This window comes from Vreelandella sp. 162(4c) (assembly GCF_058152265.1).
This window is the reverse complement of sequence record NZ_CM176981.1, coordinates 3,532,222-3,558,620: the sequence shown is the minus strand read 5'-3', so window position 1 is coordinate 3,558,620 and position 26,399 is coordinate 3,532,222. Positions and strand designations below refer to the sequence as shown.

24 protein-coding genes are annotated in these 26,399 nt (G+C 56.9%); 7 read left to right on the top strand and 17 right to left on the bottom strand.

Annotated features, from left to right (window positions below):
- The first annotated feature begins 119 nt into the window (after positions 1 to 119).
- The 3 genes from AC4EYZ_RS16325 (at position 120) to AC4EYZ_RS16315 (ending at position 3,056) form a co-directional block, all read left to right on the top strand.
- Positions 120 to 998 (top strand): NAD(P)-dependent oxidoreductase, encoded by an 879-nt coding sequence (locus AC4EYZ_RS16325; RefSeq protein ID WP_009287500.1) that lies wholly within the window; start codon positions 120 to 122, stop codon positions 996 to 998.
- Between the two features lie 38 nt (positions 999 to 1,036).
- Positions 1,037 to 2,092 (top strand): Ldh family oxidoreductase, encoded by a 1,056-nt coding sequence (locus AC4EYZ_RS16320; protein ID WP_009287499.1) that lies wholly within the window; start codon positions 1,037 to 1,039, stop codon positions 2,090 to 2,092.
- Positions 2,093 to 2,159: 67 nt separating this feature from the next.
- Positions 2,160 to 3,056, top strand: coding sequence for an NAD(P)-dependent oxidoreductase (locus AC4EYZ_RS16315; protein WP_474191096.1), 897 nt, complete (start codon positions 2,160 to 2,162; stop codon positions 3,054 to 3,056).
- Between the two features lie 48 nt (positions 3,057 to 3,104).
- Here AC4EYZ_RS16315 and AC4EYZ_RS16310 read toward each other — a convergent pair whose 3' ends face one another.
- From AC4EYZ_RS16310 to AC4EYZ_RS16295, 4 genes are read right to left on the bottom strand one after another with little or no spacing between them, the layout of a single operon-like run.
- The gene (locus AC4EYZ_RS16310) at positions 3,105 to 4,055 is read right to left on the bottom strand and encodes a Gfo/Idh/MocA family protein (protein ID WP_051052052.1); all 951 of its coding nucleotides are present in this window, start codon (positions 4,053 to 4,055) and stop codon (positions 3,105 to 3,107) included.
- 35 nt (positions 4,056 to 4,090) lie between these two features.
- Positions 4,091 to 4,861, bottom strand: a complete 771-nt coding sequence (locus tag AC4EYZ_RS16305) for a FadR/GntR family transcriptional regulator (RefSeq protein WP_027956964.1) — start codon at positions 4,859 to 4,861, stop codon at positions 4,091 to 4,093.
- A gap of 31 nt (positions 4,862 to 4,892) precedes the next feature.
- Positions 4,893 to 5,837 (bottom strand): DMT family transporter, encoded by a 945-nt coding sequence (locus tag AC4EYZ_RS16300; protein ID WP_009287497.1) that lies wholly within the window; start codon positions 5,835 to 5,837, stop codon positions 4,893 to 4,895.
- 17 nt (positions 5,838 to 5,854) lie between these two features.
- Positions 5,855 to 7,657: an IlvD/Edd family dehydratase gene (locus AC4EYZ_RS16295; protein WP_009287496.1), complete on the bottom strand. Its 1,803-nt coding sequence runs from the start codon at positions 7,655 to 7,657 to the stop codon at positions 5,855 to 5,857.
- A 327-nt stretch (positions 7,658 to 7,984) separates the two neighbouring features.
- Here AC4EYZ_RS16295 and AC4EYZ_RS16290 point away from each other — a divergent pair, with 327 nt between their 5' ends.
- A complete protein-coding gene (locus tag AC4EYZ_RS16290) occupies positions 7,985 to 9,061 on the top strand; it encodes a TRAP transporter substrate-binding protein (protein WP_138799382.1) in 1,077 nt (358 codons plus the stop codon).
- Positions 9,062 to 9,117: 56 nt separating this feature from the next.
- Here the strand turns inward: AC4EYZ_RS16290 and nanR are convergent, their stop codons facing one another.
- The 8 genes from nanR to AC4EYZ_RS16250 all read right to left on the bottom strand — a co-directional run bounded on the left by nanR (position 9,118) and on the right by AC4EYZ_RS16250 (position 17,276).
- Entirely contained in the window at positions 9,118 to 9,840 is a 723-nt protein-coding gene (nanR, locus tag AC4EYZ_RS16285) for a transcriptional regulator NanR (RefSeq protein ID WP_022521913.1), read from the bottom strand.
- Positions 9,841 to 9,904: 64 nt separating this feature from the next.
- The gene (locus tag AC4EYZ_RS16280) at positions 9,905 to 10,981 is read right to left on the bottom strand and encodes an Ldh family oxidoreductase (protein ID WP_474191097.1); all 1,077 of its coding nucleotides are present in this window, start codon (positions 10,979 to 10,981) and stop codon (positions 9,905 to 9,907) included.
- Between the two features lie 62 nt (positions 10,982 to 11,043).
- The gene (locus AC4EYZ_RS16275) at positions 11,044 to 12,423 is read right to left on the bottom strand and encodes a TRAP transporter large permease (protein ID WP_474191098.1); all 1,380 of its coding nucleotides are present in this window, start codon (positions 12,421 to 12,423) and stop codon (positions 11,044 to 11,046) included.
- 38 nt (positions 12,424 to 12,461) lie between these two features.
- The gene (locus tag AC4EYZ_RS16270; RefSeq protein ID WP_009287494.1) at positions 12,462 to 12,995 is read right to left on the bottom strand and encodes a TRAP transporter small permease; all 534 of its coding nucleotides are present in this window, start codon (positions 12,993 to 12,995) and stop codon (positions 12,462 to 12,464) included.
- A 128-nt stretch (positions 12,996 to 13,123) separates the two neighbouring features.
- Entirely contained in the window at positions 13,124 to 14,125 is a 1,002-nt protein-coding gene (locus tag AC4EYZ_RS16265; protein WP_190374598.1) for a sialic acid TRAP transporter substrate-binding protein SiaP, read from the bottom strand.
- 198 nt (positions 14,126 to 14,323) lie between these two features.
- Positions 14,324 to 15,517: a four-carbon acid sugar kinase family protein gene (locus tag AC4EYZ_RS16260; RefSeq protein WP_474191099.1), complete on the bottom strand. Its 1,194-nt coding sequence runs from the start codon at positions 15,515 to 15,517 to the stop codon at positions 14,324 to 14,326.
- On the bottom strand, positions 15,514 to 16,515 hold the full coding sequence (gene pdxA, locus AC4EYZ_RS16255; RefSeq protein ID WP_159177380.1) for a 4-hydroxythreonine-4-phosphate dehydrogenase PdxA: 1,002 nt from the start codon (positions 16,513 to 16,515) through the stop codon (positions 15,514 to 15,516). Before pdxA ends, AC4EYZ_RS16260 begins: the two co-directional genes overlap by 4 nt.
- Positions 16,512 to 17,276 (bottom strand): SDR family NAD(P)-dependent oxidoreductase, encoded by a 765-nt coding sequence (locus tag AC4EYZ_RS16250; RefSeq protein WP_474191101.1) that lies wholly within the window; start codon positions 17,274 to 17,276, stop codon positions 16,512 to 16,514. The genes pdxA and AC4EYZ_RS16250 overlap by 4 nt, the downstream gene beginning before the upstream one ends.
- Before the next feature lie 237 nt (positions 17,277 to 17,513).
- On the opposite strand from AC4EYZ_RS16250, the gene AC4EYZ_RS16245 reads away from it, so the two are divergent.
- The 3 genes from AC4EYZ_RS16245 to AC4EYZ_RS16235 are packed head-to-tail and all read left to right on the top strand — an operon-like array spanning position 17,514 to position 21,449.
- Positions 17,514 to 18,677 carry a fumarylacetoacetate hydrolase family protein gene (locus AC4EYZ_RS16245; protein WP_474191102.1) on the top strand — a complete coding sequence of 388 codons (1,164 nt, stop codon included), beginning with the start codon at positions 17,514 to 17,516 and terminating at the stop codon, positions 18,675 to 18,677.
- A gap of 46 nt (positions 18,678 to 18,723) precedes the next feature.
- A complete protein-coding gene (locus tag AC4EYZ_RS16240; RefSeq protein ID WP_474191103.1) occupies positions 18,724 to 20,028 on the top strand; it encodes an L-fuconate dehydratase in 1,305 nt (434 codons plus the stop codon).
- Positions 20,025 to 21,449: an FAD-binding oxidoreductase gene (locus AC4EYZ_RS16235; RefSeq protein WP_474191104.1), complete on the top strand. Its 1,425-nt coding sequence runs from the start codon at positions 20,025 to 20,027 to the stop codon at positions 21,447 to 21,449. The genes AC4EYZ_RS16240 and AC4EYZ_RS16235 overlap by 4 nt, the downstream gene beginning before the upstream one ends.
- A 14-nt stretch (positions 21,450 to 21,463) precedes the next feature.
- Here AC4EYZ_RS16235 and hpaI read toward each other — a convergent pair whose 3' ends face one another.
- The 5 genes from hpaI to AC4EYZ_RS16210 form a co-directional block, all read right to left on the bottom strand.
- Positions 21,464 to 22,234 carry a 4-hydroxy-2-oxoheptanedioate aldolase gene (gene hpaI / locus AC4EYZ_RS16230; RefSeq protein ID WP_474191105.1) on the bottom strand — a complete coding sequence of 257 codons (771 nt, stop codon included), beginning with the start codon at positions 22,232 to 22,234 and terminating at the stop codon, positions 21,464 to 21,466.
- 15 nt (positions 22,235 to 22,249) lie between these two features.
- Positions 22,250 to 23,545 carry a TRAP transporter large permease gene (locus AC4EYZ_RS16225; RefSeq protein WP_009287487.1) on the bottom strand — a complete coding sequence of 432 codons (1,296 nt, stop codon included), beginning with the start codon at positions 23,543 to 23,545 and terminating at the stop codon, positions 22,250 to 22,252.
- Positions 23,542 to 24,084, bottom strand: a complete 543-nt coding sequence (locus AC4EYZ_RS16220; protein ID WP_141440630.1) for a TRAP transporter small permease — start codon at positions 24,082 to 24,084, stop codon at positions 23,542 to 23,544. Before AC4EYZ_RS16220 ends, AC4EYZ_RS16225 begins: the two co-directional genes overlap by 4 nt.
- A 123-nt stretch (positions 24,085 to 24,207) precedes the next feature.
- Complete coding sequence (locus tag AC4EYZ_RS16215; RefSeq protein WP_474191106.1) at positions 24,208 to 25,188, bottom strand: TRAP transporter substrate-binding protein; 981 nt, start codon at positions 25,186 to 25,188, stop codon at positions 24,208 to 24,210.
- A 309-nt stretch (positions 25,189 to 25,497) separates the two neighbouring features.
- Positions 25,498 to 26,397, bottom strand: coding sequence for a LysR family transcriptional regulator (locus AC4EYZ_RS16210; protein WP_474191107.1), 900 nt, complete (start codon positions 26,395 to 26,397; stop codon positions 25,498 to 25,500).
- Positions 26,398 to 26,399: the final 2 nt, after the last annotated feature.

The window sequence follows — 26,399 nt, the reverse complement described above, 5'->3', positions numbered from 1 at the left end:
GAACGTGGATGCCCCATCACGCTGGAACGTAGCTGAGAAACGTAGCTGAAATCTTGCATGAGATATAGAAACGCACCGCCCCTTCTCTTCAATGGCTCATCTAGATAGAGGAACTAATAATGACAACGTCACGTACTATCGGATTTATTGGCACGGGCATTATGGGTGCGCCGATGGCAGCACGCTTGGCACATGCAGGACACCAAGTGCTTGTCTGGAATCGAACAAAAAGCAAAGCCAACCGTTTAGAGTCGGTGGGTGCCACCATCGTAGAAAAGCCCGAAGAAGCCGTTGCCGAAAGCGATGTCGTTATCGTTATGCTTAGCTCTGGGCCTGTGTGTGATGAAATGCTGTTGGGCCCTAGCGGCCTACTCAATGCCATGCAGCGTGACGCCACACTTATTGTCATGAGTTCAATACCTGTCGAAACCGCTCGCCGTCAAGCAGGAGAAGCCGCCAAGAGCCAGATTAATTACCTTGATGCGCCGGTTTCCGGCGGTGAGCAGGGAGCGATCGACGGCACGCTGGCCATTATGGTGGGTGGCGATGCCGTAAGTTTTAAAGCAGTAGAACCCATTCTCTTATCTCTCGGCAGGCCCGTTCATGTTGGCCCTGCAGGTAGCGGGGAACTTGCTAAGCTCGCCAATCAAATGATTGTGGCCAACACCATTGCTACCGTGGCAGAAGCCATACTATTGGCAGAACAGGGCGGGGCAAACCCCGAGCGAATGCTCAGTGCGCTTGAAGGTGGGTTTGCTGACTCGACCATTTTGCGTATACACGGGCAGCGTATGATTCAGGAAAACTTTACCCCGGGTGGGCCAGCGAAATGGCAATTGAAAGATACCCAGACCGCGATGGCTTTTGCCGACACGCTACATCTTAAGCTACCGATTTCGTCATTGGTCAACACACTTTTTGAAGAGCTCGTCGATCAAGGGGATGGCGAGTTAGACCATAGCGCCTTAATCAATCAACTCAGACGGCGCAATGATTAAGAGAGCCTGACAACAACAAATTTAGGAGAATAAATACAATGAGCCACCATTACGACGTGCAGGACATTACTCAATTCAGCACCGCTTTACTTGTGGCAGCCGGGCTCGAAGAAGAAAAGGCTCAAGCAGTTGCCGAGATACTCGTCGAAGGCGATTTAATGGGACACACGACTCACGGGCTTCAGCTACTATCCCCTTACCTTGGCGAGATTCAGTCTGGCCGGATGCCTGTGTCAGGTGAGTATGAGGTAATCTCCAAACGCGCTGCCGTGCAGACATGGGATGGTCGTTATCTTCCCGGCCCCTGGTTGATCATTAAAGCGATGGAAACCGCCGAATTGATGGCTCGCTCCTGCGGCACAGGGACAGTCGTGATTCGATGCTCAAATCATATCGCCTGCTTGGCAGCCTATCTGAAACGTGCCACTGATCAAGACCTCGTGGTGGTGATCGAATCATCCGATCCGGCGACTAAGTCGGTTGCCCCGTATGGCGGTTTGCAAGCGACCCACACCCCTAACCCTATCGCTGTGGGCTATCCGACGGCTTCAGGCCCGGTTCTGTTAGATGTCAGCACATCCATTACCACTAATGGCATGGTCGGCCGACTTCACAAACAAAACAGCCAACTGCCGTATCCGTGGCTTAAGGATCACCAGGGCAATGCGACCGATCAACCTAGCGTGCTGTTCGATGAGCCTAAGGGGAGCATCATGCCAATTGGTGGGCTTGACCACGGCCACAAGGGATATGCGCTGGGGCTAATGGTGGAAGCCTTAACGTCTGGGCTCGCTGGATTTGGCCGTGTGCAGGCGCCTGCACAATGGGGTGCCTCGGTCATGGTACAGATCATGGATCCCGAAGCCTTTGGTGGGCTTGACGCCTTCAAACGCGAAACTGGCGCTTTGGTGGATGCTTGCCGTAACAATCCTGTTGCGGAAGGTAGCCCTCCAGTACGGATTCCTGGCGAGCGCGGACTTGCCCTCCATAAGCGTTATGCGCAGGAGGGCGTGCCTCTTCCAGACGGTGTTCCCGAAGCTCTAGCCGATTGGTCGGAACGTCTGGGGGTTACTTTCCCTCGGGCACTGCAATAACAGCCGCTCATGCAAAGGTCTAGTGGGCGATATTCAGGTGTGGTGAACCAACTCATCAGAGGCGACTATGAAACAAGAACGCATCGGATTCATTGGGCTCGGCTTAATGGGCAAGGAAATGGCCAGACATATCGTACGTAACGGTTATCCGCTAACGGTGATGGCCCATAGGAATCGATCCCCCCTTGAAGCGCTATGCAAGGAAGGCGCGACAGAAGTTAGCACTCCCGCAGAGATGGCAAGAAATAGTGATATTGTTTTTATCTGCGTAAAGACATCCGAACAGGTCAACGAAATCGTCAGCGGGGCTGACGGTTTAATGGCCGGAAGCCACGAAGGGCTTATTATCGTCGACTGCTCTACAGCTCATCCCGAATCAACTGAGCGCCTTGCGAAAAACGTAGAACATCAAGGGGGGGTACTCGTTGACGCGCCTTTAGCACGCACGCCTCGTGAAGCCAGAGATGGACGACTAAATGTCATGGTGGGTGGCGATGCCTCCACAGTGGCGCGTATTACGCCGGTCATGGAAAGTTTCGCAGAAAACATCTTTCATGTGGGTAAGGTTGGTTCAGCGCATAAACTGAAACTGATTAATAATTTTCTCTCGTTAGGGGCTGCTGCCCTAGTCAGTGAGGCGGCCACTATGGCGGCTGGCATGGACGTTTCACAAGACAAACTCCTGGAAATTTGCTCACAAGGGGGAGCCAACAGCGCGATGTTCGCTCCCGTTATGGAGTGGGTACTGCAGAAGGAGTGCACAAAGTTACAGTTCAGTCTTGGTAATGCTGAAAAAGATATGCGCTACCTGACTGAAACGTTAAACGCCTATCAGCTAGCCCCCCATATGCTGCCACCGCTTTGCGAGTTTCTTACGTTAGCTCGAGACGACGTGGGGGAAGATAGTTTCGTTCCCCAAGCGTATGACAGCTGTATAAAACGCAATAAGATCGTATCCGATTAAGGCCACTAAGATAGCTTCTTGGCTACCTCATATTTCCAGATAAAGCCTTCACTCGATAAACGCTTCGGTAGCCTCACGATGACCGTATAGAAACGCATCGGCGACCTGGCGCAGCGGGGCCACATCCACCTCGCTGTGCCCGTTGGCGATCAGCTCGGCAAAGCGCGCATATAAACCTTGATACTCGCGCTCCTCCTCTTCAATGATCAGTTCATCGTCGATGACCAATCGACAGCCGCCCTGGGTGAGACTCAGACGGTTGCCATCGCTGTCGATATGCATATCCCAGGTTGGCGGGCCGCTCTGGAGGAAGTCGAAATCGGCCTCGATCGCCGCGCCTTCTGGATCAATAAAGGATAACTTTGCCGCAATCGGAGTTTGCGCGTTACTCGGTACCAGCAGCCGCGCCCGTTGCAGAAAGAACGGTTGGGGCAGGATTTCAGTCGCAATCGACAGCGCGTTAATACCGGGGTCAAAAACCCCCATGCCACCGGGCTGCCAGATCCACGCCTGGCCTGGATGCCATACCCGCACGTCCTCTTTCCACTCGATCTCAACCCGCTGAACCTGGCGATCGGCTAACCACTGCTGGGCCTGAGCCACGCCGGGGGCAAACCGCGAATGCCAGGCGGCAAATAGGCTAACGCCCTGCTTCTGAGCGCAGGCAATCAAATCCTCCACTTCGCTTAACGTCGCCCCTGGCGGCTTCTCAAGCAGCACGTGCTTGCCACGCATCAGCGCTGCCCGCGCCTGGGAGTAGCGCAGGTGCGTCGGCGTGCAGATTGAGACGGCGGTGATTTCAGGGTGGGCGTCTAGCATCGCTTCCAGGTCTTGATAGGCGGGTAGTTCCGGCAGCGAGGCATGAGGATCCGCCGTGGCGACAAGATGGCAGTTTGGGGTGGCGGCTATGGCAGGAAGGTGCTGGTCTCGGACAATTTTACCCACGCCCACTAGGCCGAACTTAAAGCCAGAGCTAAAGCCAGAGTTGAAGTCAGACATACGCTTGCCTTTGTTTTTAACCATTGAAAATGGGTTCAGGGGGTGGTGTGGGGCAGCTCAACGCTGCGCCCTAATGAGCTAACGCTGTGCTCAAGCCCTAGCGCTGCGGCGGTACCTGCCAACACCGCTTGGGACGCTAAAAACGCCTCCCGGGGGCGGCGCAGCCGGATGCTCTCCATCAGTTGACGGTGACGCTCCAGGCTCTCTTCAGGATCTGGGGCGTTCTCGTTGGACATGGAAATCAGCATGTAGATGGAGGGTCGCAGGATATGCGATAGCTGCGCCCAGACAATATTGTGGGTCGCCTTGAAGATCGCCTCGTGAAAAGCGACATCACACTCACTGTGCAGCCGCCGCTCCTCTTCGCAGGTGGCATTGCGTAGATTCTGCCCTAGCCCTTCAAAGGCTTCTTCGATGGCGACTAAATCACGCGCCTTGGCCCGCTTGGCGGCGGTCATCGCCACATAGGGCTCAACGTCCAGACGGAAGGCAAGAATCTCGCGCTGAATATCCGGGTTGGGGGCAGCGTAGCGGGTCAGCCAGTCAGTCACCTGGGCATCAAGAATATGCCACTCTGAGTATTCGCGCACCTTGGAACCATGACCAGAAATCCGCTCAATAATCCCGGCATCGACCAGTTGGCGAAGATCGCTACGCACCGCTGAGCGATTGATCGCAAAGCGTTCGCATAGATCCATTTCTCGGGGTACTAAGTCACCGGGGTGATAGCGCCCACCAAAGATCTCCTCGGCGAGATGTTCGGCAATACTGGGGCGAGCTACTGGCTTACTAGGAGATGACGTCACTGCGATAAGGCCCTATTTCGATTCCTGTCAATCATACCGTACTTGACCGGTCGACTGTTATCGACGGCGTAGCATCGAGCCCCGCCCGCTGTTTCAGTTCCAGCCGCCGTTCATAGAGGCCTTTAGCACCCAGTGTGCCCAGCACCAGAACGCCGCCAACCATGGCCATTGGCGCGGGCTGTTCGGCCAGAATCCACCAGGCCAACAGCGTGCCTATCACCACTTCCAGCAGTATTAGCAGGCCCACTTCGGCGGAGGGCAGATAGAGCGGCCCACGCTGCAGTAGCGTCACGCCGCAAGGCACAATAATCAGGCAGAGCAGGATAACGACAGCAAGCTGGTTGGCTGCAGGCAGGGTTGGTTCGCTGCCCGCCAGCCAAAACAGCCCTGCGGTGCTACCCACAATAAGGCCGTTGAACACCAGCATCGGGCTCATATCCACCCCCGGCCGCGTACGGCAGAGGGTAAAGTTAATCGCCAGGGTCGTTGCCGCCATCAAAGCGAAAGCGTTTCCGACCCAAGAACCTGCGCCCGCGTCATCGAGGGCGATCATGGCGACACCCACCATGCACAGCAATATCGCTAACCAGGTACGCCTTGGCAGACGCTCCTTGAGGATGATCCAGGAGAGCACGGCAGCGATTAACGGCGAACTGGCCAGTATCATCAGTACGTTGCCCGCTTTGGTGTACTGGTTGCCCAGCACGAAACCGCAGGTGGTCAGGCTGAACAGCAGCGCCACGGCGATACCCGTCCAGCCGCAGCGACGGTAGGCTGCCAGCGTGCCACGGCCATAGCGCATCAGGGCGATCAGTAGAAAACCTAAGCCCGAAAGAAAGCCACGCCACATCAATATCTCGGCATCGGGCAGATCGGCCACTTTAATCAGCAGGGCATCCGGGGCCATGATCAGCGCCCCGCCAGCGGTCAATAGTAGTCCCTGCTGGCGATGCGATAAGGTACTCCAACGACTCATCTTTAGTATTCGCCTCTTCAGTGATTATCCCTGGGCGGATGCTGGCGAGCCACATCGCGGTACTTGGTGGCGGGTTCCAATGTCATACCGCGGTCCAGCGGTTCGACCATGCTGCGCTGGATCTCCTGCCAAGGCGTCTGGTGGCCAGGGTAGCGGTAACCGCCCTGCTGGGCTAAACGCTCCCGGCGGGCTTCCAGTTCACTGGGTTCGATCAGCAGCTGCACCTCACCGCGCTTGAGATCGACCCGCAGACGGTCGCCACTCTCCAGCAGCGCCAAGCCACCCCCGGTAGCGGCTTCCGGGGAGGCATTGAGAATCGACGGTGAGCCGGAAGTACCCGACTGGCGACCATCGCCCAGGCACGGCAGCGATTCGATGCCCTGTTTGATCAGCGCCTCCGGCGGCTGCATATTAACCACTTCGGCACCGCCAGGATGCCCTACCGGCCCTGCACCGCGCATTACCAGGATGGTGCGTGCATCAATGTTCAGCGCTGGGTCATCAATACGGGCGTGGTAATCCTCGGAGCCATCGAATACCACCACCTTGCCCTCAAAGGCTTCCGGGTCATTGGGGTCATTCAGGAAGCGTTCGCGGAAATCCCGCGAGATCACGCTGGTTTTCATCAGCGCCGAGTCGAATAGATTGCCCTTGAGATTGAGGAAGCCCGCATGATCCACCAACGGGTCGCTATAGCGACAAATCACATCAGTGTCTTGAGTTTCACGGCCCTGCAAATTATCGCCGATGGAGCGGCCATTGACCGTTAGCGCCTCGCCGTGCAGCTTACCGGCAGTGTGTAGCTCATGGAGGATCGCGGGCACACCACCGGCGCGGTAGAACTCTTCGCACAGGAAAGCACCGGCAGGCATTACGTTGGCCAGCAGTGGAATTTCATGGCCCAGGCGCTGCCAGTCATCGTTATCCAGCTCGATGCCTGCATGGCGGGCAATCGCATTGATATGTACCGGCGCATTGGATGAACCGCCCAGTGCCGAGCACGCCACGATGGCGTTCTCAAACGCTTCCCGGGTCAGAATATCCAGCGGGCGCAGGTCTTCCCACACCATATCGACAATCCGCGTACCCGTGTCGTAAGCCACCATTGCGCGCTCTTTATAGGGCGCAGGAATCACCGCCGACCCCGGCAGGCTCATGCCCAGGACTTCCGCCATGGAATTCATGGTAGAGGCGGTGCCCATGGTGTTGCAGTGGCCTATCGAGGGTGCTGAATCGCTGGCACGGGAAAGGAACTCTGCGTAGTCGATATCCCCTGCGGCCAGCCGCTTGCGAAGCTCCCAGATAATCGTGCCTGAGCCCACCCGCTCGGCACCGCGCCAGCCGTTTAGCATCGGACCACCGGAGAGCACAATGGCCGGAATATTCACCGTTGCCGCGGCCATCAGCGCAGCCGGGGTGGTTTTATCACAGCCGGTGGTCAATACCACGCCATCTAGCGGGTAGCCATGGAGCACTTCCACGATGCCCAAGTAAGCGAGGTTCCGATCCAGCGCAGCAGTGGGTCGGCGCACGTTCTCATGAATAGGATGCATGGGAAATTCAAACGGCACGCCACCTGCGGCGCGAATTCCGTCTTTAACCCGCTTGACCAAGTCAATGTGGTGGCGGTTGCACGGGGTTAAATCAGAGCCCGACTGGCAAATACCAATGATCGGCTTACCGCTGGTCAGCTCATCCAGAGTAATACCGTAATTGAGGTAGCGCTCAATACATAGCGCCGTGGTTCCGGGGTGATCAGGGTTATCGAACCAGTAGCGTGAACGCAACTGCTCAGGAGTTATTCGCTGAAAATTGGCCATGGTTCCGCTCCACGCCTAAAGTAAATATACAAGTCGGCAGGCGCGCTTTAGGCACTCAAACTGCCCACCAACACTAACGATGAAGAAAGCTTCCTAAAATGTAGGGAAGAGTTGCCATGACGGTACGCGTTCTTACCCGCGGCGTCGATACATACAAAAGTATATGTTGAACATATACCAAAAACGTTAGACATTCACCTAAGGGAGCGGCACTTACACCTCTATAAGCGAGTGCCGCTTACACACAACAACAATCAACCACGCTGCAGCTCGCTAGGAATATCCCCTTAGCGTAGCGACCTGCAGCACGCCAGGAGAGCGACGACTATGCACCATCTTTGGAAACGCACCCTATTAATGACCGGCGCTACACTGCTCAGCTCAGGCATTGCCTACGCGCAAACGCCTGACCTTTCCGATCCGCCAGAGATAGAGGGTGGCACCGTGGGTGACCACGGCAGCGTCACTCTGCGCATGGGATTGGGCTTGGCGGAAAGCTCGCCTCAATATATCTCTAGCCAATACTTTGCGGATATTCTCGACCAGCGCAGCGAAGGGCGTATCAGCGTTAATATCTTTCCCAACAGCCAGCTTGGCGATGACGTGCAGATGATGGAAATGCTGCAAACCGGTACGCTGGATATGACCTACCCTTCCTCTTCACCCGCCACAGGTTATGTCGAGGAGCTGGCAGTCTTTGACCTTCCTTTCCTACTGCCTACTCGGGAAGCGGCTATAAAGGCCATGCGTAGCGATGCTGCCCAGGAGATGCTTGATGCCTTCGATGGCACTGGTCTAAAAGCCCTGGCATTCTCTGAAAACGGCTTCCGCCAGCTCTCCAATAGTGCTCGTGAAGTCGCTTCACCAGAAGATGTGGCGGGCCTGGACGTTCGTGGCTTGTCTATTCGCACCATGGAGAACCCAGTGCACCTGGCTATTTGGGAAGCGCTGGGCGCCAACCCGACCCCGATGGCATTTGGTGAACTCTTCTCCGCCATGGAACAAGGCGTTGTCGATGGCCAGGAAAACCCTTGGAGCACCATCCTGACCTCCAACTTCTATGAGGTGCAGGATTACGGCTCCGAAACCCGTCACGTTTATACACCCTTCATCAAGATGATCTCTCAGCGTACCTGGGATCGCCTCGATCCAGAGTATCAGGAACTTGTTCAGGAAGCCGCGCTGCAAGCAGCGGATTACGAAATCCAGCTTTCCAGCGAGTACGACGACTGGGCACGGGATCAGCTTGAAGAGCGCGGCATGCAAATTACCCGTCTTAATGACGAGCAGATTGCCGCTTTCCAGGAAGCCGTGCAGCCGGTTTACGAAGAGTGGGCACCACGCATCGGCGAAGATCTCGTGACTGAATTCCAAGAGATTGCTGAATCGACAATGGCCGAGTGATCCCATCCCTGCCGCCGAATAAAAAAGGCGGCAGGATTAATTGGGTAGCATGAAAATTAAGAAGCGTCCGAGAGGCGCTTTTTAAGCTGCATATAGGTGCCGTAATGACGGTCTAGGTGGCGCCGCATGGCTGCTTCGGCCGCATCTGGGTCACGAGACTCTATCGCTGCGATGATTTCGGTATGCGCAGCGGTAGCCGCTTTGTCTTCGTCCTTCTGTTGCAGCACCAGCGCGCGGCGATCGTCCAACCACTCAGAGAGCGCCACATGGATAGCATCAAAAATGGGGTTACGGCCAATGCTGGCCAACACGCCATGGAAGTCATTATCAGAGCGTTTAAAGCGTGCTTCATCACCTATTGCATCGCGATTATCCGCTAATGCATCGCGCAGCCTCGCTAGATCCTCTTCACTGGCATTACGCGCCGCGTAGCGAGCCAAAGATATCTCGAACATGGCCCGCGCTTCCTGGAAATACTGTTGACCATCGGGCTTAGAAAGTAGCTGTCGGGTTACCCCAGAAAGCCTGGCCATCACCGCCTCAGCGGTGGGACGAATTACCCTGGCGCGGGTACCGCTGTTGATGGCGATAAGTCCTAGCTGTTGCAGGTGGAACAGTGCTTCACGCACCGCGGGTCTGCCAACACCAAACTGCTCCATCAACTCCCTCTCTGATGGCAGTTGATCGTTTTCACTCAGCCGCCCCTCGAGAATCTCCGCCTCAAGCTGCTCAGCGACCTGTTCCGATAGCGTTTTACGCTCGATCCGGTATCTGCTCATAGGCAGTCACCCCTGGTTAACCTGGAATTTTCCGCCATTTTACTGCATTTCTGGTCATTATCCTTCAAACCAGCCGAGAGAGCGGCGCTATTTGGTACTGCTCGGCGATCTCGGCATAGGCTACTTGATTGGCAGAATCAAGCGGAATGCCTTCGGCGTCGCGCTGGGCCTGGCAGCGCCATTCGCGATCACCTGGTGCCATTACCTGGGCATTGGGTGCAGCAGGCTGGGCGCGCAGGTCGGCTAGATACTCGGCCATTCCTTGCGCAAAAGTGCCTGCATCCACAAACGCATCCGGTTGCATGACCAGGAAGAAGTGCCCTACCCCGCGTGGCGTCGCCATGTCTGGCCCACCCATGGGCAGCAGCTTAAAGCCATGCTGCATACCCGACAGCATCGAACTCAGAACCTCAACCATGCCACCCAACCCCGCGCCCTTGAAGCCGAAGCCGCTACCACCCAGCGGTAACAGTGCGGCCACTTCACCAGGAACGCGGCTTACCTGCCCGGCAGCATCCGCCGCGACCTGGTCAGGCAGTTCACGCCCAATAGCCCCGTACTGCTGCACGCGATTCCAGGGAATCGAGCTGGTCGCCATATCCAGCAGGTAAGGCGACTCGCCCGCCACCGGCGCCGCAAAGGCGATGGGGTTGGTACCGTGAAAGGGTTTGGCGCCCTCATGCAACAGCACGAAAGGATCCGAATTGCAGAACGCCATGCCGAGATAACCGCGCTCAGCCGCTGCCAACGCATAGCACCCCGCCGCACCGAAGTGCGACGAGTTGCCCACCGCAACGGCGCCCATCCCCACCGTCTCGGCCATCGCCATGGCGTGCTCCATGGCGGTATAACCCGCGAGGTGTCCCAACCCATCGTCAGCATCCAGAAAACCGGTCGCCGCCAGGCGCTGGTGGAACTGCATCTCGGGCGCGCCGTTGACCCGCCCGCCCTTGAGGGCCTGCAGATAGTGGGGCAGCAGACGCAGGCCATGGCTGTCGGTGCCCATACGTGAGGCAGTAATCAGCGCGCGAGTGACCGCGTTTGCTGATGCCTGATCAGCACCTGCCGCCTTCAGAACGGCTTGCATGAAGCGGGCAAGGTCTTCGCGAGCGACGCGGAAATTTGACGACGTATCTTTCATTAATCGATAGCTCCTGGTTTCAGTCGGGCTACTGGCTGACCATTGGCCAGCCCCGGTAATGCTTAACGATAAATCAGTGTTGGCAGCCACAGCGAGATAGCTGGAATGAAGGTAACCAATAGCAATGCGATGACCAGCGGCACCAGGAACGGCAGCGTGCCACGCATGCATTTCTCGAAGGAAATTCCGGACACTCGCGACAGTACATACAGCACCATGCCTACCGGCGGCGTTAACAAGCCGATCATCAGGTTTAGCACCATGATCACGCCAAAGTGCACCGGATCGACGCCAGCGGTAATGGCCACCGGCAACAATACCGGCACCAGGATGGTGATCGCCGCGATGGTCTCCATAAAGCAGCCCACCAGAATCAGCACCAGGTTGATGATGATCAGCGTGGCTATGGGGTTATCGGCAAATGGCCCGAGCAGGGTCACGACATGCTGCGTGACTTGGTTGCTGGTCAGGATCCAGGCAAATATCGAGGCACCAGCGACGATCAGCAGGATCACGGCAGTGGTTTCAATAGTTTCCATGCTCACCTTGAGCAGGCGGCGCCAGGTCAGGCTACGATAAACCACTCCCCCCAGCACCAAGGCGTAGACCACCGCAGCAATCGCCGCTTCGGTAGGAGTGAAGGCCCCCGACATTATGCCGCCGACGATGATGACCGGTGTTAAGAGTGACAGGAAGGCGCGCTTGAACGTATGACCAAGCACCGGAAACGAGAACACCGCATCGCGGGTATAGCCGCGCCGCCGTGAAATGATCGTGATCATGGCCATTAGCACCAGCCCCATTAACAGGCCCGGTATCAGGCCGGCGACGAACAACTGGCCGACCGACACCGAGGCCATTACGCCATAGATAACCATCGGCAGACTCGGCGGAATAATCGGGCCAATGGTCGAAGATGCCGCAGTGATACCCACCGAGAACTCCTCGTCGTAACCGGCATCTTTCATGGCCTTGATTTCAATGGTACCTAGCCCCCCAGCATCGGCGACTGCGGCTCCTGACATGCCGGAAAAAACAATGCTGGCGCCTACATTGACGTGCCCCAGACCGCCACGCATCCAGCCCATCAAGGCCTTGGCAAAGTCAAATATCCGCACAGTAATGCCACCATTGTTCATTAGGTTACCGGCGAGTATAAAAAACGGAATCGCCAACAGGGGAAAGCTGTCGACGCCGTTGATCATGCGATGCATCACGACAACATCGGGGACTCTGCCGGTCAGCAGCACATACAGCAGGCACGAGCCGGCAAGACTAATGGCGATCGGTACCCCCATCACCAGCAGGGTAAAGAGCGCCGCAAACAGGAACAGTAAATAGTGCTGGGTGGCGGCCAATGCGATACAGCCGAGTATCGCGACAGCCGCGACCAATGGCGGTACTATCGCACCGCCGCGCCTCACAGCCAGAATGTTGGGCATTGGGGTGATCTCCGAGAGAGTAGCGTGTTGGCGTGTTGTTATTGGGTATTGAGCAGTTCACTGGTGCCCGAGCGCCAGTGACGAATAGCCACCTCCACCCCTCTCACCAGCATGATGATAAAGCCCACCATCACCAAGTAGTAAAGCCAGCTTTTAGGAATATCCACAGAGGTCATCATGGCACTGGTACGATCAGCCAGTTTGAAGGTGATCCAGGCCATGCTGGCGAAGAAGGCAATATTGATCAGGTCTACCAGCGTCGACATCACGCGCCCCAGCCACCCCGGCATGTAGCGATAGAAAAATTCCACTGCGATATGCGATCCCTTTCGCACGGCCATGGTGCTGCCCATAAAGCCCACCATAACCAATAGATAGCGCGCCATCTCCTCCGTCCAGGCGATGGAATTACCCAGCACATAGCGGCTGAAAAACTGCATAAAGACATCCAGTGCCAGTAGCCAGAAGATCCCAAGCGTCAGGAAATCCTCTAGGGCATAGTCGTGAATGTTGAAGGAATCATCGTCGAGACCTGCAAGGCTGGTCTCGTCAGTAGAGTCAGTTTGGCTCATGGAAGGCTCCCGCTTCGCCCCACCCGAGGCTTGGGCGGGGCGAGTCTTGGTCTACGAAAAAAACGATCCCGGAAACGTACGGATTCTGGAAAACTCAGGCCTCACGGCATTACCGTCCGATAGCCTGATTACTGGCCGATAGCCTGCAGACGATCATAGGTTTCCTGATCCCAAGTCGCCGCTTCACCGTTATGGGCAGGAATCGTGGCTTCGCGGAAGGGTTCTATATCGACTTCGTTGACGGTCACACCCTGCTCCTCGAACCAAGCCACCAGCTCTTCCTCGGATTTCAGGATATCTTGAGTGATGCGCTCGCCGGCTTCGGTGTAGACCTCACGGAAAACCTCACGATCCTCCTCGGAGAGGCGATTCCACAACGGGCCACCGGCGATGGTGATTAGCGAATCGGTGATATGCCCGGTCAGATTGATATAGTCCTGCACCTCATGAAACGCTTTGGCGCGAATGGTCGGCAGTGGGTTTTCCTGAGCATCCACCACACCTTGCTGCAGCGCCAGATAAACCTCGGAGAAAGCGATCGGAGTGGGGTTGGCGCCCACCGCTTCGGGGAACATCATGTACATTGGCGCATTGGGCGTACGAATTTTCAGGTCTTGCATGTCCTCCGGCGTATTGATCGGTTCGTTGGAGGTTACATGGCGACGCCCGTAGTAGTTCATGGCCAGCGGTACGTTACCGGTTTCATCCTGGTAGCCCTGGGCGATTTCCTTGAACAGGTCGCTATCAGCATAGGCCTGCCAATGGTCAAAATCGCGGAACATATAGGGCGCGCCAGCGATCCCCACCGGGCCATAGAAACGACCGGCAAATTGGTTGCCGGTGTAGATCAGATCAACCGTGCCAAGCTGTAGGCCTTCGTTGATGTCCGACTCCTTACCCAGTGATGACGCCGGGTGGACACTGATCGAATAACGGCCATCAGTACGCTCCTCGATTTCATCTGCCGCCCACAGTGCCCACTCGTGGTAGGGCTCGGATGTCTCATAGACGTGAGCAAAGGTGAGTTCTTCTTGCGCATGCACAGCACCGGTCACTGAGAGACCACCGGCGATAAGCGTAGCGGTCAGCAGGCGGGCCATCTTAAGCGAGTGTTGGCGTTTGTGACTCATCGTGTACTCCTCACAACCATTGGATTTGTTGTTGGATAGTGTGATTTGCTGCTATTTATTGTGATGTATTGGTTATTTTTTAAGCGGCGGCAACCAACGTAACCGATCACAGTACTGTATACGTGTCATACCACCAGCTTCAAACTTAGTTGGCTGCCCGCAATCGCGCAACTATCCAGGTAACGATTTTAGTAGTGCCTATGATGTTACAAGCCGTGGAGCAAACTGATGGTGTAAGCGCACAAGCAACTGAGGATCGCCAAAGCCACCTGCTTTAGTCATCACTCGCTTTCGCCTATCGCCATCCATACTCCCTAGCGCCACCCCGGGTGACCACTCCGTTTCGACACAGATATAACTCACCCCCAGTTGAGTCAGCACGGCCATGGCGATATCCCCACCGGTTAAGAATAGCAAACACGGATCATCGTCCCGCCAGGCAGACGTAAGGTCGGCCACTTTGGAAGCCATCGACTCGGCGACTTGGTTTGCCGTGCGTTCCTCACTCTCTCCGGGCACGACCACATAGGCCCCTAAGACAGGGCTACTATTACAGGGTGTAGCAGAGGGCTCGGTACACGCTTTAATCACGGCCAAACCGGGCACGTATTGTCGCAACTGTTGGAGCTGTTCGGCAGCACGAGAGCTTCTAGAACCGATGGCATAAAGCACTGCATTGACGCTATTCAACGCTCGAAATGGTGCATCAGGCCGCCCGAAAAAGCGCTGGGCGATAGCCGTTGCCAGCCCCGCAGCCCCCGCCATTGCTCGGCGGCAGCCAGCACTCGACACGAGCTGATAGAGCGCAGCAAGCTCCTCGTCGCTTTGGGCATCGGCGATACAGTCCCCGTTAGGGAGTTGAGCGCCCTGACCAGAGCGATAGCGCTGCAGCGGTTGTCCGCTGACGGCAAATGCCTGATCAATGGGGCCGATCAGAGGTGTTGAGAGGGCATCCTGTTGGTAGGTGGTATCAGCCAGTGGAATGCCGTCCACCCACACTTCGGCATTACGCACTGCTCGCCCCTGGGCCGGTACCGCAGGAGCCAACAGCAGGGGAAAGCCAAGCGCTTCCCGCAGTGCTGTGCACTCTGCGACTACTTGGCCACGCAGGGTTGAATCGACTTTCTTGAACCACTCCTGCGGCGCGACTCGCGTGAGCAAACGCACTGCTTCGCTTACCCGAAGCGCCGCCTCCTCAGATTGCAGATGGCGGGACTGGGTATTCACGGCGATGACCTCTGGCCACTGGCCTTGCCATGCCTCTAGCGTTGTCGCTAATGCCTCCAGGCTAATCACCACGCGGACATCTGCGCCTCGCGCGGCAAAGGGTGCTGAAGTGTCCAGCGCGCCCGAAAGATCATCGGCAATAATCGCCAATCGGCAGCCGCTCATGCCTTGGCGCCACTGGCTAACCGTCGCGCATAGGCAATCGCTGACCCCATGTTGGTGGCATCGGCTTTGCCCTGCCAGGCAATATCAAAGGCGGTGCCGTGATCCACCGAGGTACGCTGCAGCGGCAAGCCAAGGCTGACATTGACCGTGGTATCAAAAGCAATCAGTTTGACGGGAATATGGCCCTGGTCGTGATACTGGGCGATGACCAAATCGAACTCGCCTTTCGAAGCGCGGTAAAACACCGTATCCGCAGAGATCGGCCCGCTCACATCAAAACCCCGTTCCCGCAAGCGTTCCACCGCTGGGGCGATACAGCGACTATCTTCGTCGCCAAAAATCCCCCCTTCACCGCAGTGCGGGTTGAGGCCTGCCACGGCAATGCGCGGGGCATTCATACCCAACGCGAGCAAGTGCGCGTGTCCTGCTTCAACGGTGGCAATGATGCGTTCAGGGGTCACCCGGTCGATCGCATCACGTAGCGACACGTGAGTGGAAACATGCAGCGTCGAAAGCGTCTCAGATGCCAGCAGCATAAACGACGAGGGCGCACCGGTCAGCGATGCCAGCATCCCGGTGTGGCCATCGTAATGGTGCCCAGATTCATGCAACGCCGCCTTGTTCAGCGGGGCGGTGACAATCACCTGCGCCCGCCCCGCCTGCACCAATTCCACGGCTTTATGAACGCAGCGAAACGCCATATCACCCGCACCGGCGCTAATTTGACCATCAGCAATCTCAACGCCTTTCGGCACCTCGACCACACCGACCGCCACACAATCCTTATCGCTCTCTGCCTGCTCCAATGGCACGAACTCAAGCACAACACCAACACTTGCCGCCGCACGGCGATAAATAGCCGGGTCACCGATGACCATCGCCGTGGCACGTTCGGTGGCGGACATAGCACTCAGCGCGCGGCAAATAATCTCAGGGCCGATGCCAGCAGGGTCGCCCATGGTGATAGCAATTTCATAACAGCGTGGGGAGCTATTCATGGCATTAACTGCCCGCCGTTGACCTCAATGATTTGACCAGTGACATAGCCACTGAGCGTATCGGTCGCCAGAAAAACGTACGCGCCCACGCACTCTTCCGCCGTGCCCAAACGCCCCATGGGAATCGATGCCCGAGCTGCGTTTAGATGAGCATCGCTTGAGTGGCGCTCATGAAAATCGGTCGCAATCGTACCGGGGGCCACAGCATTCACGCGGATATTATCCCCGGCAAGTTCCTTGGCCATATTTCGCGTTATCGTGCTCACAAAGCCTTTTGCTGAGGCGTATAGGCCAGCGCCTCCCCCGCCGCCATTACGTGCGGCAATCGAGGTAGTGTGAATAATATTGCCGCCACCTGCGCGACGAAAATGCGGTAGCGCCGCCCGACTAGCCATAATCACTGAACGGACATTGAGATCCATGACCCGGTCATATTGGTCATCGTCCATCTCACCTAAGCCAACCCGGCCCAGCATGTCCCCCGCGTTATTGATCAACAGGTCTAAACCGCCCAGACGCTCGGCGGCATCGTCGACGAGTTTTTGGGTCTCGCTGGTGTGGCTGACGTCTGCTTTAACGGTAAAGGCTTCCCCACCCGCATCGCGAATCGCCTTAGCCACTGCTTCAGCGGGCGCTTCACTGTTGTGATAGTGCACCGCTACATGCGCTCCCAGCGCCCCCAATTGCTTCGCCACAGCCGCGCCAATGCCACGGCTAGCACCGGTGATAAGTACTCGCTTACCGTTCCACTCGTCTAACATGAAATTCTCCTTAACACTTTTGCTTTTATTGTGAGAGCCACACTTAGCGAAACCGTCGTCCTCTAGATAGATTTAACTATCGACCCGAAATGGAGCGGTGCGCTAAAGTAAGCAATGAACTGGCATACCTGTCATACAAAGCGACATCTATAACATGATAGGCGATGGCGTGTTTAGCGCCAGTCTCCTACCACTGCTAACGATTAAAACTAATTCTAAGAACGAATGGAGAAGTACATGAATCCACTTTCATCGACGGACACACTTCCCGCCGACCTGGGTAACGCGCTGCTGGTTGGCCGCGTTTGGCTGGAGGGCAGCCATCCTGGCCCCGCGCTAGTGACCGTCAACAACGGTCAGGTGATCGACATTACCGCCTATGGGCCCACCATGGCTGACCTGCTGGAACGCGACGACCTACAAGCGGTAGTGCAGCGAGCGGAAGGCCCCAACCTAGGTAGTGTCGAGGCACTGCTGGAAAACTCTCAGTTACCCCAACCACAAGCGCCCTACCTGCTAGCCCCCTGCGATGTTCAGGCCGTTAAAGCCTGCGGCGTCACCTTCGCTGTGAGTTTGTTAGAGCGAGTGATCGAAGAGCAAGCGGGCGGCGACCCAGCACGAGCGGTGGAGCTGCGCAACGACCTGCAGGCACTGATCGGCACCGACCTTTCCAAGATTGCGCCGGGTTCTGAAGAGGCGATGTCGCTTAAAAAAGCGCTTCAAGCGCGCGGTGGGTGGTCGCAATATATGGAAGTCGGCATCGGCCCCGATGCGGAGGTATTTACCAAAGCCCAGCCACTCTCATCAGTTGGTTTTGGCACCCCGGTGGGCTTGCACCCGTCCTCGCAGTGGAATAATCCCGAGCCGGAAATTGTCCTGGCAGTCGATAGCCGTGGTCAGGTGCGTGGCGCGACCTTAGGCAACGACGTCAACTTGCGCGACGTGGAGGGGCGCAGCGCACTGTTACTCGGCAAGGCAAAAGACAACAACGCCTCCTGCTCCATTGGCCCCTTCATTCGCCTATTTGATGACCATTTCGATATCGACAGCGTGCGCAACTGCCAGGTATCGCTACGTATCGAGGGTGAGGATGACGACTTCTTGCTCCAGGGCGAGAGCGATATGCGCGAAATCAGCCGCGACCCGCTGGACTTGGTAAGCCAAACTATCGGCGACCACCACCAATATCCGGATGGTTTTATGCTGTTCCTCGGTACCATGTTTTCGCCCATTCAGGATCGCGACGGGGAAGGCCAGGGCTTTACCCATCACCTGGGTGATCGCGTCACCATCACCACCCCGGCCCTGGGCGCCCTGGTCAACCGGGTAGGCAGAAGCGATCAATTGCCGCCCTGGACCTACGGTATTCGCGAACTGATGCGCCACTTAGCGCGCCGCTGATTCTAACAATCAATACGCCACTCATATCACAGCCTAGGAGCGCACAATGACAACCATCACTCGCGTCGAGATCCAGGATATTCGTTTTCCCACCTCGCGTTCTCTGGATGGCTCGGATGCCATGAATGCCGCGCCGGACTACTCCGCCGCCTACGTCATCCTGCACACCGATGACAGCAGCCCCGAGGGGCACGGCTTAACTTTTACCATTGGCCGCGGCAACGAGATTGTGGTGACCGCTTTGCACTCCCTAGCGCCGCTGATCGAGGGACGAACGCTTGAGTCGATAACCGACAACATGGGCACGTTCTGGCGAGAAATTACTGGCGACAGCCAGCTGCGTTGGATCGGCCCCGATAAAGGCGCAATTCACCTAGCCACCGCCGCTATCGTTAACGCCGTGTGGGATATGTGGGCGAAAAACGAAGGTAAGCCGGTCTGGAAGTTGCTGGTGGACATGACGCCGGAACAGCTGGTTCGCTGTCTCGACTTCCGCTTTGTGGCTGATGCACTAACGCCGGAAGAAGCGATCTGCCTGCTACGCCGCCAAGCCCCCGGCAAGGCCGCACGGGAAGCCGAAATGCGCAGTGACGGCTACCCCGGCTACACCACATCAGCGGGCTGGCTGGGTTACAGCGACGAGAAAGTGCGCGGTCTGGCGCGTGAAGCGCTGGCCGAAGGCTGGACTCACTTCAAACAGAAGATTGGCGGCGACATCGAAGAGGATGCCCGCCGAGCGGCGCTGCTGCGCGAAGAGATCGGCTGGGACAACGTGCTGATGATGGACGCCAACCAGGTGTGGGAAGTCGACGAGACGATCACCAAGATGCGTCGGCTGGCCGAATTTGACCCGCTATGGATAGAAGAGCCCACCAGCCCTGACGACATTCTCGGCCACGCCGAAATCCGCCACCGGGTTGCGCCTATCGGCGTCGCCACTGGCGAGCACTGTCACAACAAAGTGATGTTCAAACAGTTCTTCCAGGCGGATGCCATCGACTATTGCCAGCTCGATGCGGCACGTTTGGGCGGGCTTAACGAAGTGATTTTAGTAACGCTGATGGCCGCCAAGTTCGGCGTGCCGATTTGCCCCCACGGCGGTGGCGTCGGTCTGTGCGAGTACACCCAGCATATCTCCCTATTCGACTATATCGCGGTATCCGGCAGCCTTGAAGGTCGCGTGCTTGAGTATGTGGATCACTTGCACGAACACTTTATCGACCCAGTAGTAATCAACCGTGGCCGCTATCAAGTGCCTGAAGCGCCAGGTTACAGTATCGCCATGCACGCAGAATCCCAAGCACAGCACCGCTTCCCCGAGGGCGCGGCCTGGCAGGAAGAGAATGAATGACAGACACCACCTCCTTTCTAAATGAGCTAATCAGCCTGCTCGGCGAGCGAGGCCTGCTGCGCGAACCAGACGCCATAGCGCGCTACGTTAGCGACTGGGCGGGGGATACGCTGGGCACACCGCTGGCGGTGGCCCGTCCGGCTAACACGGAAGAAGTCGCCGAGGTGGTAAAGCGCTGCTACGCCCAAGGAATCGCGATGACGCCCCAGGGCGGCCATAGCGGTCTGGTGGCGGGCGCCTTGCCCGCTGCCAATGATCAGGAGTTGGTGATCAGTCTTGAGCGCTTAAATAGCGTGCGCGCCATTGATCCGATTAACTTCACCATTACCGTAGACGCTGGCTGCATCCTTGAGAACGTCAAGCTGGCAGCTTTTGATCATGACTGTGACTTTCCGCTCTCGCTGGGCGCCCAAGGCAGTTGTCAGATTGGTGGCAATATTGCCACCAATGCGGGCGGACTTAACGTACTCCGCTACGGCATGATGCGCGAGCTGGTGCTGGGGCTTGAAGTGGTGCTGCCCGATGGGCGCGTCTGGGAAAGCCTGAATGCGCTGCACAAGGACAACCGTGGTTACGACCTTCAGCAATTGTTTCTCGGTAGTGAAGGTACGCTGGGTATTGTTACGGGCGCAGTGTTAAAGCTTTCACCACGCACTACCCAGAACCGGACTGCTCTACTGGGCCTGCCCTCCGTCCAAGCGGTCATCAACCTGTATGGTCTGGCGCGCCGGGAGTGCTGCGACCTGCTGACGGCTTTTGAGCTGATTCCTCGCCGCTGTATCGAACTGGCGATTGAAGCGACGCCAGAGCTGCGTGACCCGCTTGAAGACGCGTACCCCTGGTACGTGCTGATGGAGGTCGCGGCCACGGGGCCAGTGGATCTGGGTTCGATGTTGGAAGCGCTGCTGGAAACCGGCATGGAGCGCGAGCTGGTGCTGGATGGCGCGCTGGCTTCCAGCGACACCCAATCCGCCCAGCTATGGCAGTTCCGTGAAAGCATGCTGGAAGGCCAGCGGCGGCGCGGTGAGCACCTGCGTACCGATATCTCGGTGCCCATCTCGACGATACCCGATTTCGTTACCCGGGCAAGCGAGGTGGTGATAGCGGCGTCGCCCGAGTGCGAAATTATTGCCTACGGGCATGTGGGCGACGGCAATCTGCACTTCAACATTCTACCGCCCACGGCAATGGCGGATAGCGATAAGAAAGCCCACCTGCACGACCTGGAGGAGCGGCTGTTTGAGGTACTTGACGGTTTCAACGGCAGCATCAGCGCCGAGCACGGCATTGGCCGCACCAAGCAGGCACCCTACCTGGCACGGCTATCGCCTGTTGAGCGGGAACTGGTCAGCGGCGTTAAGGCGCTGTTCGACCCCAAGGGGCTGATGAATCCAGGCAGGATCTTGCCTGCCGTGGAGTAACCCCGACGCTTTGTTCATTCGTGCCTGAACCGCTCCGCCAGACCGCGCAGGGCATTGGCATAGAGCAGGGTATCTATACCCACCCCAACAAAGGTGCAGCCCGCTGCAAGATAGCCGCGGGCTGCCTGCTCATCCACCGTCACGATACCTGCGGCCTTCCCTGCCGCACGTATTGTGGTGATAGCATCGCTAATCGCCGCGGTGACGTCAGGATGACTGGCGTTGCCCAGGTGCCCCATTGAGGCCGATAAATCCGCCGGGCCAATGAACACCCCATCGACACCTTCTACTGCGGCGATTGCCTCCAGATTGGCAAGTGCCTGGGGGCTCTCCACCTGCAGCATTAGGCAGATTTCGTCATCGGCGCGGGAGAGGTAGTCTTCTGCCTGCCCCCAGCGCGAGGCGCGTGCCAGCACATGACCAACGCCGCGACTACCGCGGGGTGGATAGCGTGTGGCCGCCACCAGCTGGGCAGCCTGCTCGGCCGTATCCACCATGGGGATTAACAGGTTCTGAACGCCAATATCCAGGTAGCGCTTGATCAGCACCGTATCCCCGGTGGGCGGACGCACCACCGGGTGGCTGTCATAGGGGGCCAGTGCCTGTAGTTGAGCAAGCAGGCTCGATACATCGTTGGGAGCATGCTCGGCGTCAAGCAGCAGCCAGTCGAAGCCTGCCGTGGCAGCGATCTCGGCGGTGTAGGCGCTGGCCAAGCCGAGCCAAATCCCCGTCTGGGGCTGCCCCGCCAGCAGCTGCTGCTTAAACGCGTTGTGCGGCATTTTCATTCGCTTTCCTTTTCATCAATACCCCATAACGTCTGGCAGCCAAGTAGCCAGCCCCGGCACGGCGATGAGCAGTAGAATGGTGGCGATAATCGGCAGTAAGAACGGCATGATCGCTGTGACGACCTGGCCGTAGCGCAACCGTGTGATGCCCACCATCAGGAACAGCACCGTGCCAAAGGGCGGGGTAATAACCCCTACTGAAAGCGTGATCACCATCACAATACCGAAATGCACGGGGTCTAATCCGGCACTTAGCGCCGCGGGAACCACAATCGGGGTAAAAATCAGGATGCTTTCAATCACCGACATAAAGCAGCCGATAAGCAGGAAGAACAGCGCAAAGCAGAGCAACAGCAGGATCGTTGGCATATCGATGCTGGCCACCTGCCCCGCCAACGCCTGAGGGATCCCCATACGCACCAGGATCCAGCCATAAAAGCTGGAGACCGCAATAATCAGCAGGATCACTGCACTGAACATCAGGGTACGGCGGAAAGCGTTATAGAGGTCTCGCCAGTTCAAGTCACGGTAGATCAGCCCGCCTAGAATTACCGCGTAGAGCGAGGCAATAGCACCCGCCTCGGTGGGTGTGAAGAAACCACCCCAAATACCACCGACGATAATCGCCGGCATCATTAATGGCAAGATGGCACGCCTACCGGTACGGGCGACTTCGCAGGCATCAAAGGGTGTGGGCTTGGGCATCACCACCTTGCCACTGGCAGCCAGTAGCACGGTCATCCCCATCAGCAGCAGCGCCATCAAAATACCCGGCAGCAGCCCCGCCATAAACAGCCCGCCAATGCTCACATTGGCTAACCAGCCGTACACAACCAAGGCAATACTGGGCGGCAGAATCGGCCCAATAACGCTGGAAGCAGCGGTAACACCGGTGGAGTAATCCAGCGCATAGCCACGCTCTTTCATGGCTTTGATTTCGATGCTACCAAGCCCTGCGGCATCGGCAACGGCAGTGCCCGACATAGTGGCAAAAATGGAGCTAGCCACCACATTCGCGTGACCCAGGCCGCCCTTGGTAAAGCCCACCAGCGCGGTGGCGAAGTCGAAAATACGCGTAGTGGTGGAGCCAATATTCATGATGTTGGCGGCCAGAATAAACAACGGTATCGCCAGCAGGGTAAAGTTATTGAGCGTTTGCACCATGCGCAGCGGCAGTAACTCAACGGGCAGCCCACCGGTACCAGTAGCCACCAGGGCGATAAAGGAGGTCACGCCAATGGCGACCACCACAGGCAAGCCAATGGCCATCAGTACTAACAGGCCACCGACGAAAATCAGTAGTTCGGTCATGGTTGAGAAGCCTCCTCTTCATGGGACGTTTCCAACCACGCCACCGGGCCGCGCAAAGTTTGCCAAAGGGCAATCAGCGCCATGCCCACAAAGCTGAAAAAGATGCCGTAATAGAGATAGCTGAAGCTGATACTTAACGAGACGGTTTTATTGTTGGCGCTCATGTCCGACATGATCCATGCACCCCAAGCAGCAAGCGCAAAAAAACCGCAGGAAACCAGTGCAGTAAACCGATACTGAATATTCTTACCCAGCCCGGAAAGCTTGTGGCTAAACAGATCGACCACCAGGTGTTCACTGCGCACCCACGCCGATAGCGAGCCAAAGCCAATCGCGTAGATGGCCAACATAGACGCTACTTCTTCGGTCCAGGGCATGCCCAGCCCCAACAAGTCGCGGGCAATGACCGCCGCCACGATCAATAGCAGGATGGCCGCCATTAACGCCACGCCTACCCCATCGCACAGGCGGGTGACGCCGCGCAGCGTATAGAAAGCGATTCGATCCGGCCCTTGGCTGGGCGCTACAGCGTCTTCCACAGCAGAACTCCTTACCCTGACGTCTTTTTTTTGGTTATGAAAACTTATTTGTCATGAAAAACTGGCTTGTCTTGTAAAACAGCGACAGCCCAATGGGCCGCCGCTGTTTTTGCCAAAGGTGTGTTACTCGCTCTGGTTACCCAGGGCATCTTCACGAACACCGTCGGCCATTTCGGCCATGACACGATCAATCGCCGGTAACGCGGCTTCGCGGAAAGCGGCAATATCAGGCTCAATAACCGTCATGCCTTCGTCCTGCAGTGCTTCCAGGTAGTACTCATCGAGTTCGCGCTCACGCTCGGTACCGTGCTGACGCGCCACATGAATGGCCTCTTCGATCAGTTCCTGATCCTCGGCTTCAAGACCTTCCCACCAGCGCGCACTCGCCACCCAGTTCCACGGGAACTGCACATGGCTGGTCATGATGAGATGATCCTGCACTTCCCACAGGCGGCGGGTATAGGGCGATGAGAGCGAGTTCTCGTGACCATCAACCTGCCCCGTTTGCATGGCAAGGTAAATTTCGGGAGCGGGCACATTGACGACCTGGGCGCCGATCTCTTCCCACACTTCCATCCATACTGGCAGCGCAGGAAGGCGCATGCGGAAACCATCAAGATCTTCCGGGGTTTCGATGGCTTTATTGGCGGTCATGTGGCGCGGGCCGCGGTGCTGGGTGCCGAAGTATTTAAGGCCGCCCTGACTCTCCGCCTTTTCAATCAACGCCTGGCCGGAGGGGCTCTCCATATAGGCATCGACTTCGTCCCAGGTTGAGAACACAAAGGGCACAGTAATGGCATCGTATTCAGGCGCGTACTGCTGGCGCCAGTTACCGCCAGTGATAGAGAGCTGGGTTTGACCAAGGTTCAGTAGTTCCAAAACGGCATTTTCGCCGCCCAATGAACCCGCCAGGAAGGGACGAACATCGAAGCGACCCGGTGCCTGTTCTTCTAAGTACTCAGCAAAGCGCTCCACCGCAGCACTTTCCGAACCGCCCTCACTCATGGTGTTGTTAACTTGGATTTCGATGGGATTCGCCAAGACGAACGGCGCCGTCGTTAGCATGCCTAGGGTAGCCAGCGTGGCAAACAGTTGTTTCCGCATGGGATAGACTCTCTACGGTTGTCGTTATTGGGTGTGGTTCTTGTAACTTTCAGGTAACGCTTACGTGATCTTGAAACATGCATCCCAAGGGCTCAAATCGACGTTCAAGAAGGCTGACTTCGTAAAACACGATGGCTAGAAACGCTGCTATAACGGGCTTTTAAATCCATCCCATCACGGCCGTACGACCAAAGATGAATACCGAGCTCCTTTAATCAACCACTGTTTAGCTTGCTTTAGGCCATTGAAAGGGTAGCTATTGGAGCTTTGCTTTCTCAAACCACGAAGCCATAAGGAGAATTTCTTGAACTATTGCTCATCCTCTTTCTGGGTAAGGTGATCCACCAAATGCCGGGCAGTCACATGCAACGAGGCATAGCGCCGCATGCCAATCACCAGTTCGCGCTGAGCCCATGGATCGCTAAGCGGGATACTTTTAAGCTGTAAGTCTCCCAGATCACGATAGATGGTTTGCTCAGGCAGTACGCCAACACCCATACCATGGTGGATCATGCGGCAAATGGCATCGAAGCTGCGTACCTGAATACGCATGCGCAGCGCTTTACCCGCCAGGTTAGCCTGTTCGTTCAACAGCGACTGCAGCGAGGCATCCTGCTGCAAGCCGATAAAATCGAAAGCTAGCGCTTCATTAAAAGCGATGCTTTCACGCCCAGCCAAAGGATGATCGATAGGGGTCATTAACACGAGTCGATCTTGTCGATAGAAGAGCTGTTGAAGGTCGGGCGCCGCTACATGGCCAGCAAAGATACCGATATCGGTCAGTCCGTCGCGAACGGCAGCGATAATTTCGCTGCTGACCCGCTCCTGAAGATCAATTTTGATTTCCGGGTAGAGGTGTGAGAAGGCGCTGAGATCCTGGGGAAGGAAGGCAATGATCGCCGAAGTATTGGAGTGGATACGCACATGACCGCGGACGCCTTCGCCATATTCGCTGAGCTCGGCCTGCAGGCGTTCAATGTTATCCATAATACGGCGGGCATGGTGCAAAAACGCCTGACCTGCGGGAGTCAGTTCTACACCTCTGGGGCGACGATAGAGCAGCGTGGTGCCGACCAACGTTTCCAGGTCACTTATGCGTTTGCTCACCGCGGCGAGAGCTAAGTGTTCACGCTCCGCCGCCGCCGTCAGACGCCCCTCATCCGCCACGGAGATAAACAGTTTAAGGGTGACAAAATCAAAGCGGCGCATCC

Bases quoted from the DNA above. Each gene is read 5' to 3' on its own strand.
- AC4EYZ_RS16325 (WP_009287500.1), top strand. From the start codon at position 120: ATGACAACGTCACGTACTATCGGATTTATTGGCACGGGCATTATGGGT.
- AC4EYZ_RS16320 (WP_009287499.1), top strand. From the start codon at position 1,037: ATGAGCCACCATTACGACGTGCAGGACATTACTCAATTCAGCACCGCT.
- AC4EYZ_RS16315 (WP_474191096.1), top strand. From the start codon at position 2,160: ATGAAACAAGAACGCATCGGATTCATTGGGCTCGGCTTAATGGGCAAG.
- AC4EYZ_RS16310 (WP_051052052.1), bottom strand. From the start codon at position 4,055: ATGTCTGACTTCAACTCTGGCTTTAGCTCTGGCTTTAAGTTCGGCCTA.
- AC4EYZ_RS16300 (WP_009287497.1), bottom strand. From the start codon at position 5,837: ATGAGTCGTTGGAGTACCTTATCGCATCGCCAGCAGGGACTACTATTG.
- AC4EYZ_RS16295 (WP_009287496.1), bottom strand. From the start codon at position 7,657: ATGGCCAATTTTCAGCGAATAACTCCTGAGCAGTTGCGTTCACGCTAC.
- AC4EYZ_RS16290 (WP_138799382.1), top strand. From the start codon at position 7,985: ATGCACCATCTTTGGAAACGCACCCTATTAATGACCGGCGCTACACTG.
- nanR (WP_022521913.1), bottom strand. From the start codon at position 9,840: ATGAGCAGATACCGGATCGAGCGTAAAACGCTATCGGAACAGGTCGCT.
- AC4EYZ_RS16280 (WP_474191097.1), bottom strand. From the start codon at position 10,981: ATGAAAGATACGTCGTCAAATTTCCGCGTCGCTCGCGAAGACCTTGCC.
- AC4EYZ_RS16275 (WP_474191098.1), bottom strand. From the start codon at position 12,423: ATGCCCAACATTCTGGCTGTGAGGCGCGGCGGTGCGATAGTACCGCCA.
- AC4EYZ_RS16270 (WP_009287494.1), bottom strand. From the start codon at position 12,995: ATGAGCCAAACTGACTCTACTGACGAGACCAGCCTTGCAGGTCTCGAC.
- AC4EYZ_RS16265 (WP_190374598.1), bottom strand. From the start codon at position 14,125: ATGAGTCACAAACGCCAACACTCGCTTAAGATGGCCCGCCTGCTGACC.
- AC4EYZ_RS16260 (WP_474191099.1), bottom strand. From the start codon at position 15,517: ATGAGCGGCTGCCGATTGGCGATTATTGCCGATGATCTTTCGGGCGCG.
- pdxA (WP_159177380.1), bottom strand. From the start codon at position 16,515: ATGAATAGCTCCCCACGCTGTTATGAAATTGCTATCACCATGGGCGAC.
- AC4EYZ_RS16250 (WP_474191101.1), bottom strand. From the start codon at position 17,276: ATGTTAGACGAGTGGAACGGTAAGCGAGTACTTATCACCGGTGCTAGC.
- AC4EYZ_RS16245 (WP_474191102.1), top strand. From the start codon at position 17,514: ATGAATCCACTTTCATCGACGGACACACTTCCCGCCGACCTGGGTAAC.
- AC4EYZ_RS16240 (WP_474191103.1), top strand. From the start codon at position 18,724: ATGACAACCATCACTCGCGTCGAGATCCAGGATATTCGTTTTCCCACC.
- AC4EYZ_RS16235 (WP_474191104.1), top strand. From the start codon at position 20,025: ATGACAGACACCACCTCCTTTCTAAATGAGCTAATCAGCCTGCTCGGC.
- hpaI (WP_474191105.1), bottom strand. From the start codon at position 22,234: ATGAAAATGCCGCACAACGCGTTTAAGCAGCAGCTGCTGGCGGGGCAG.
- AC4EYZ_RS16225 (WP_009287487.1), bottom strand. From the start codon at position 23,545: ATGACCGAACTACTGATTTTCGTCGGTGGCCTGTTAGTACTGATGGCC.
- AC4EYZ_RS16215 (WP_474191106.1), bottom strand. From the start codon at position 25,188: ATGCGGAAACAACTGTTTGCCACGCTGGCTACCCTAGGCATGCTAACG.
- AC4EYZ_RS16210 (WP_474191107.1), bottom strand. From the start codon at position 26,397: ATGCGCCGCTTTGATTTTGTCACCCTTAAACTGTTTATCTCCGTGGCG.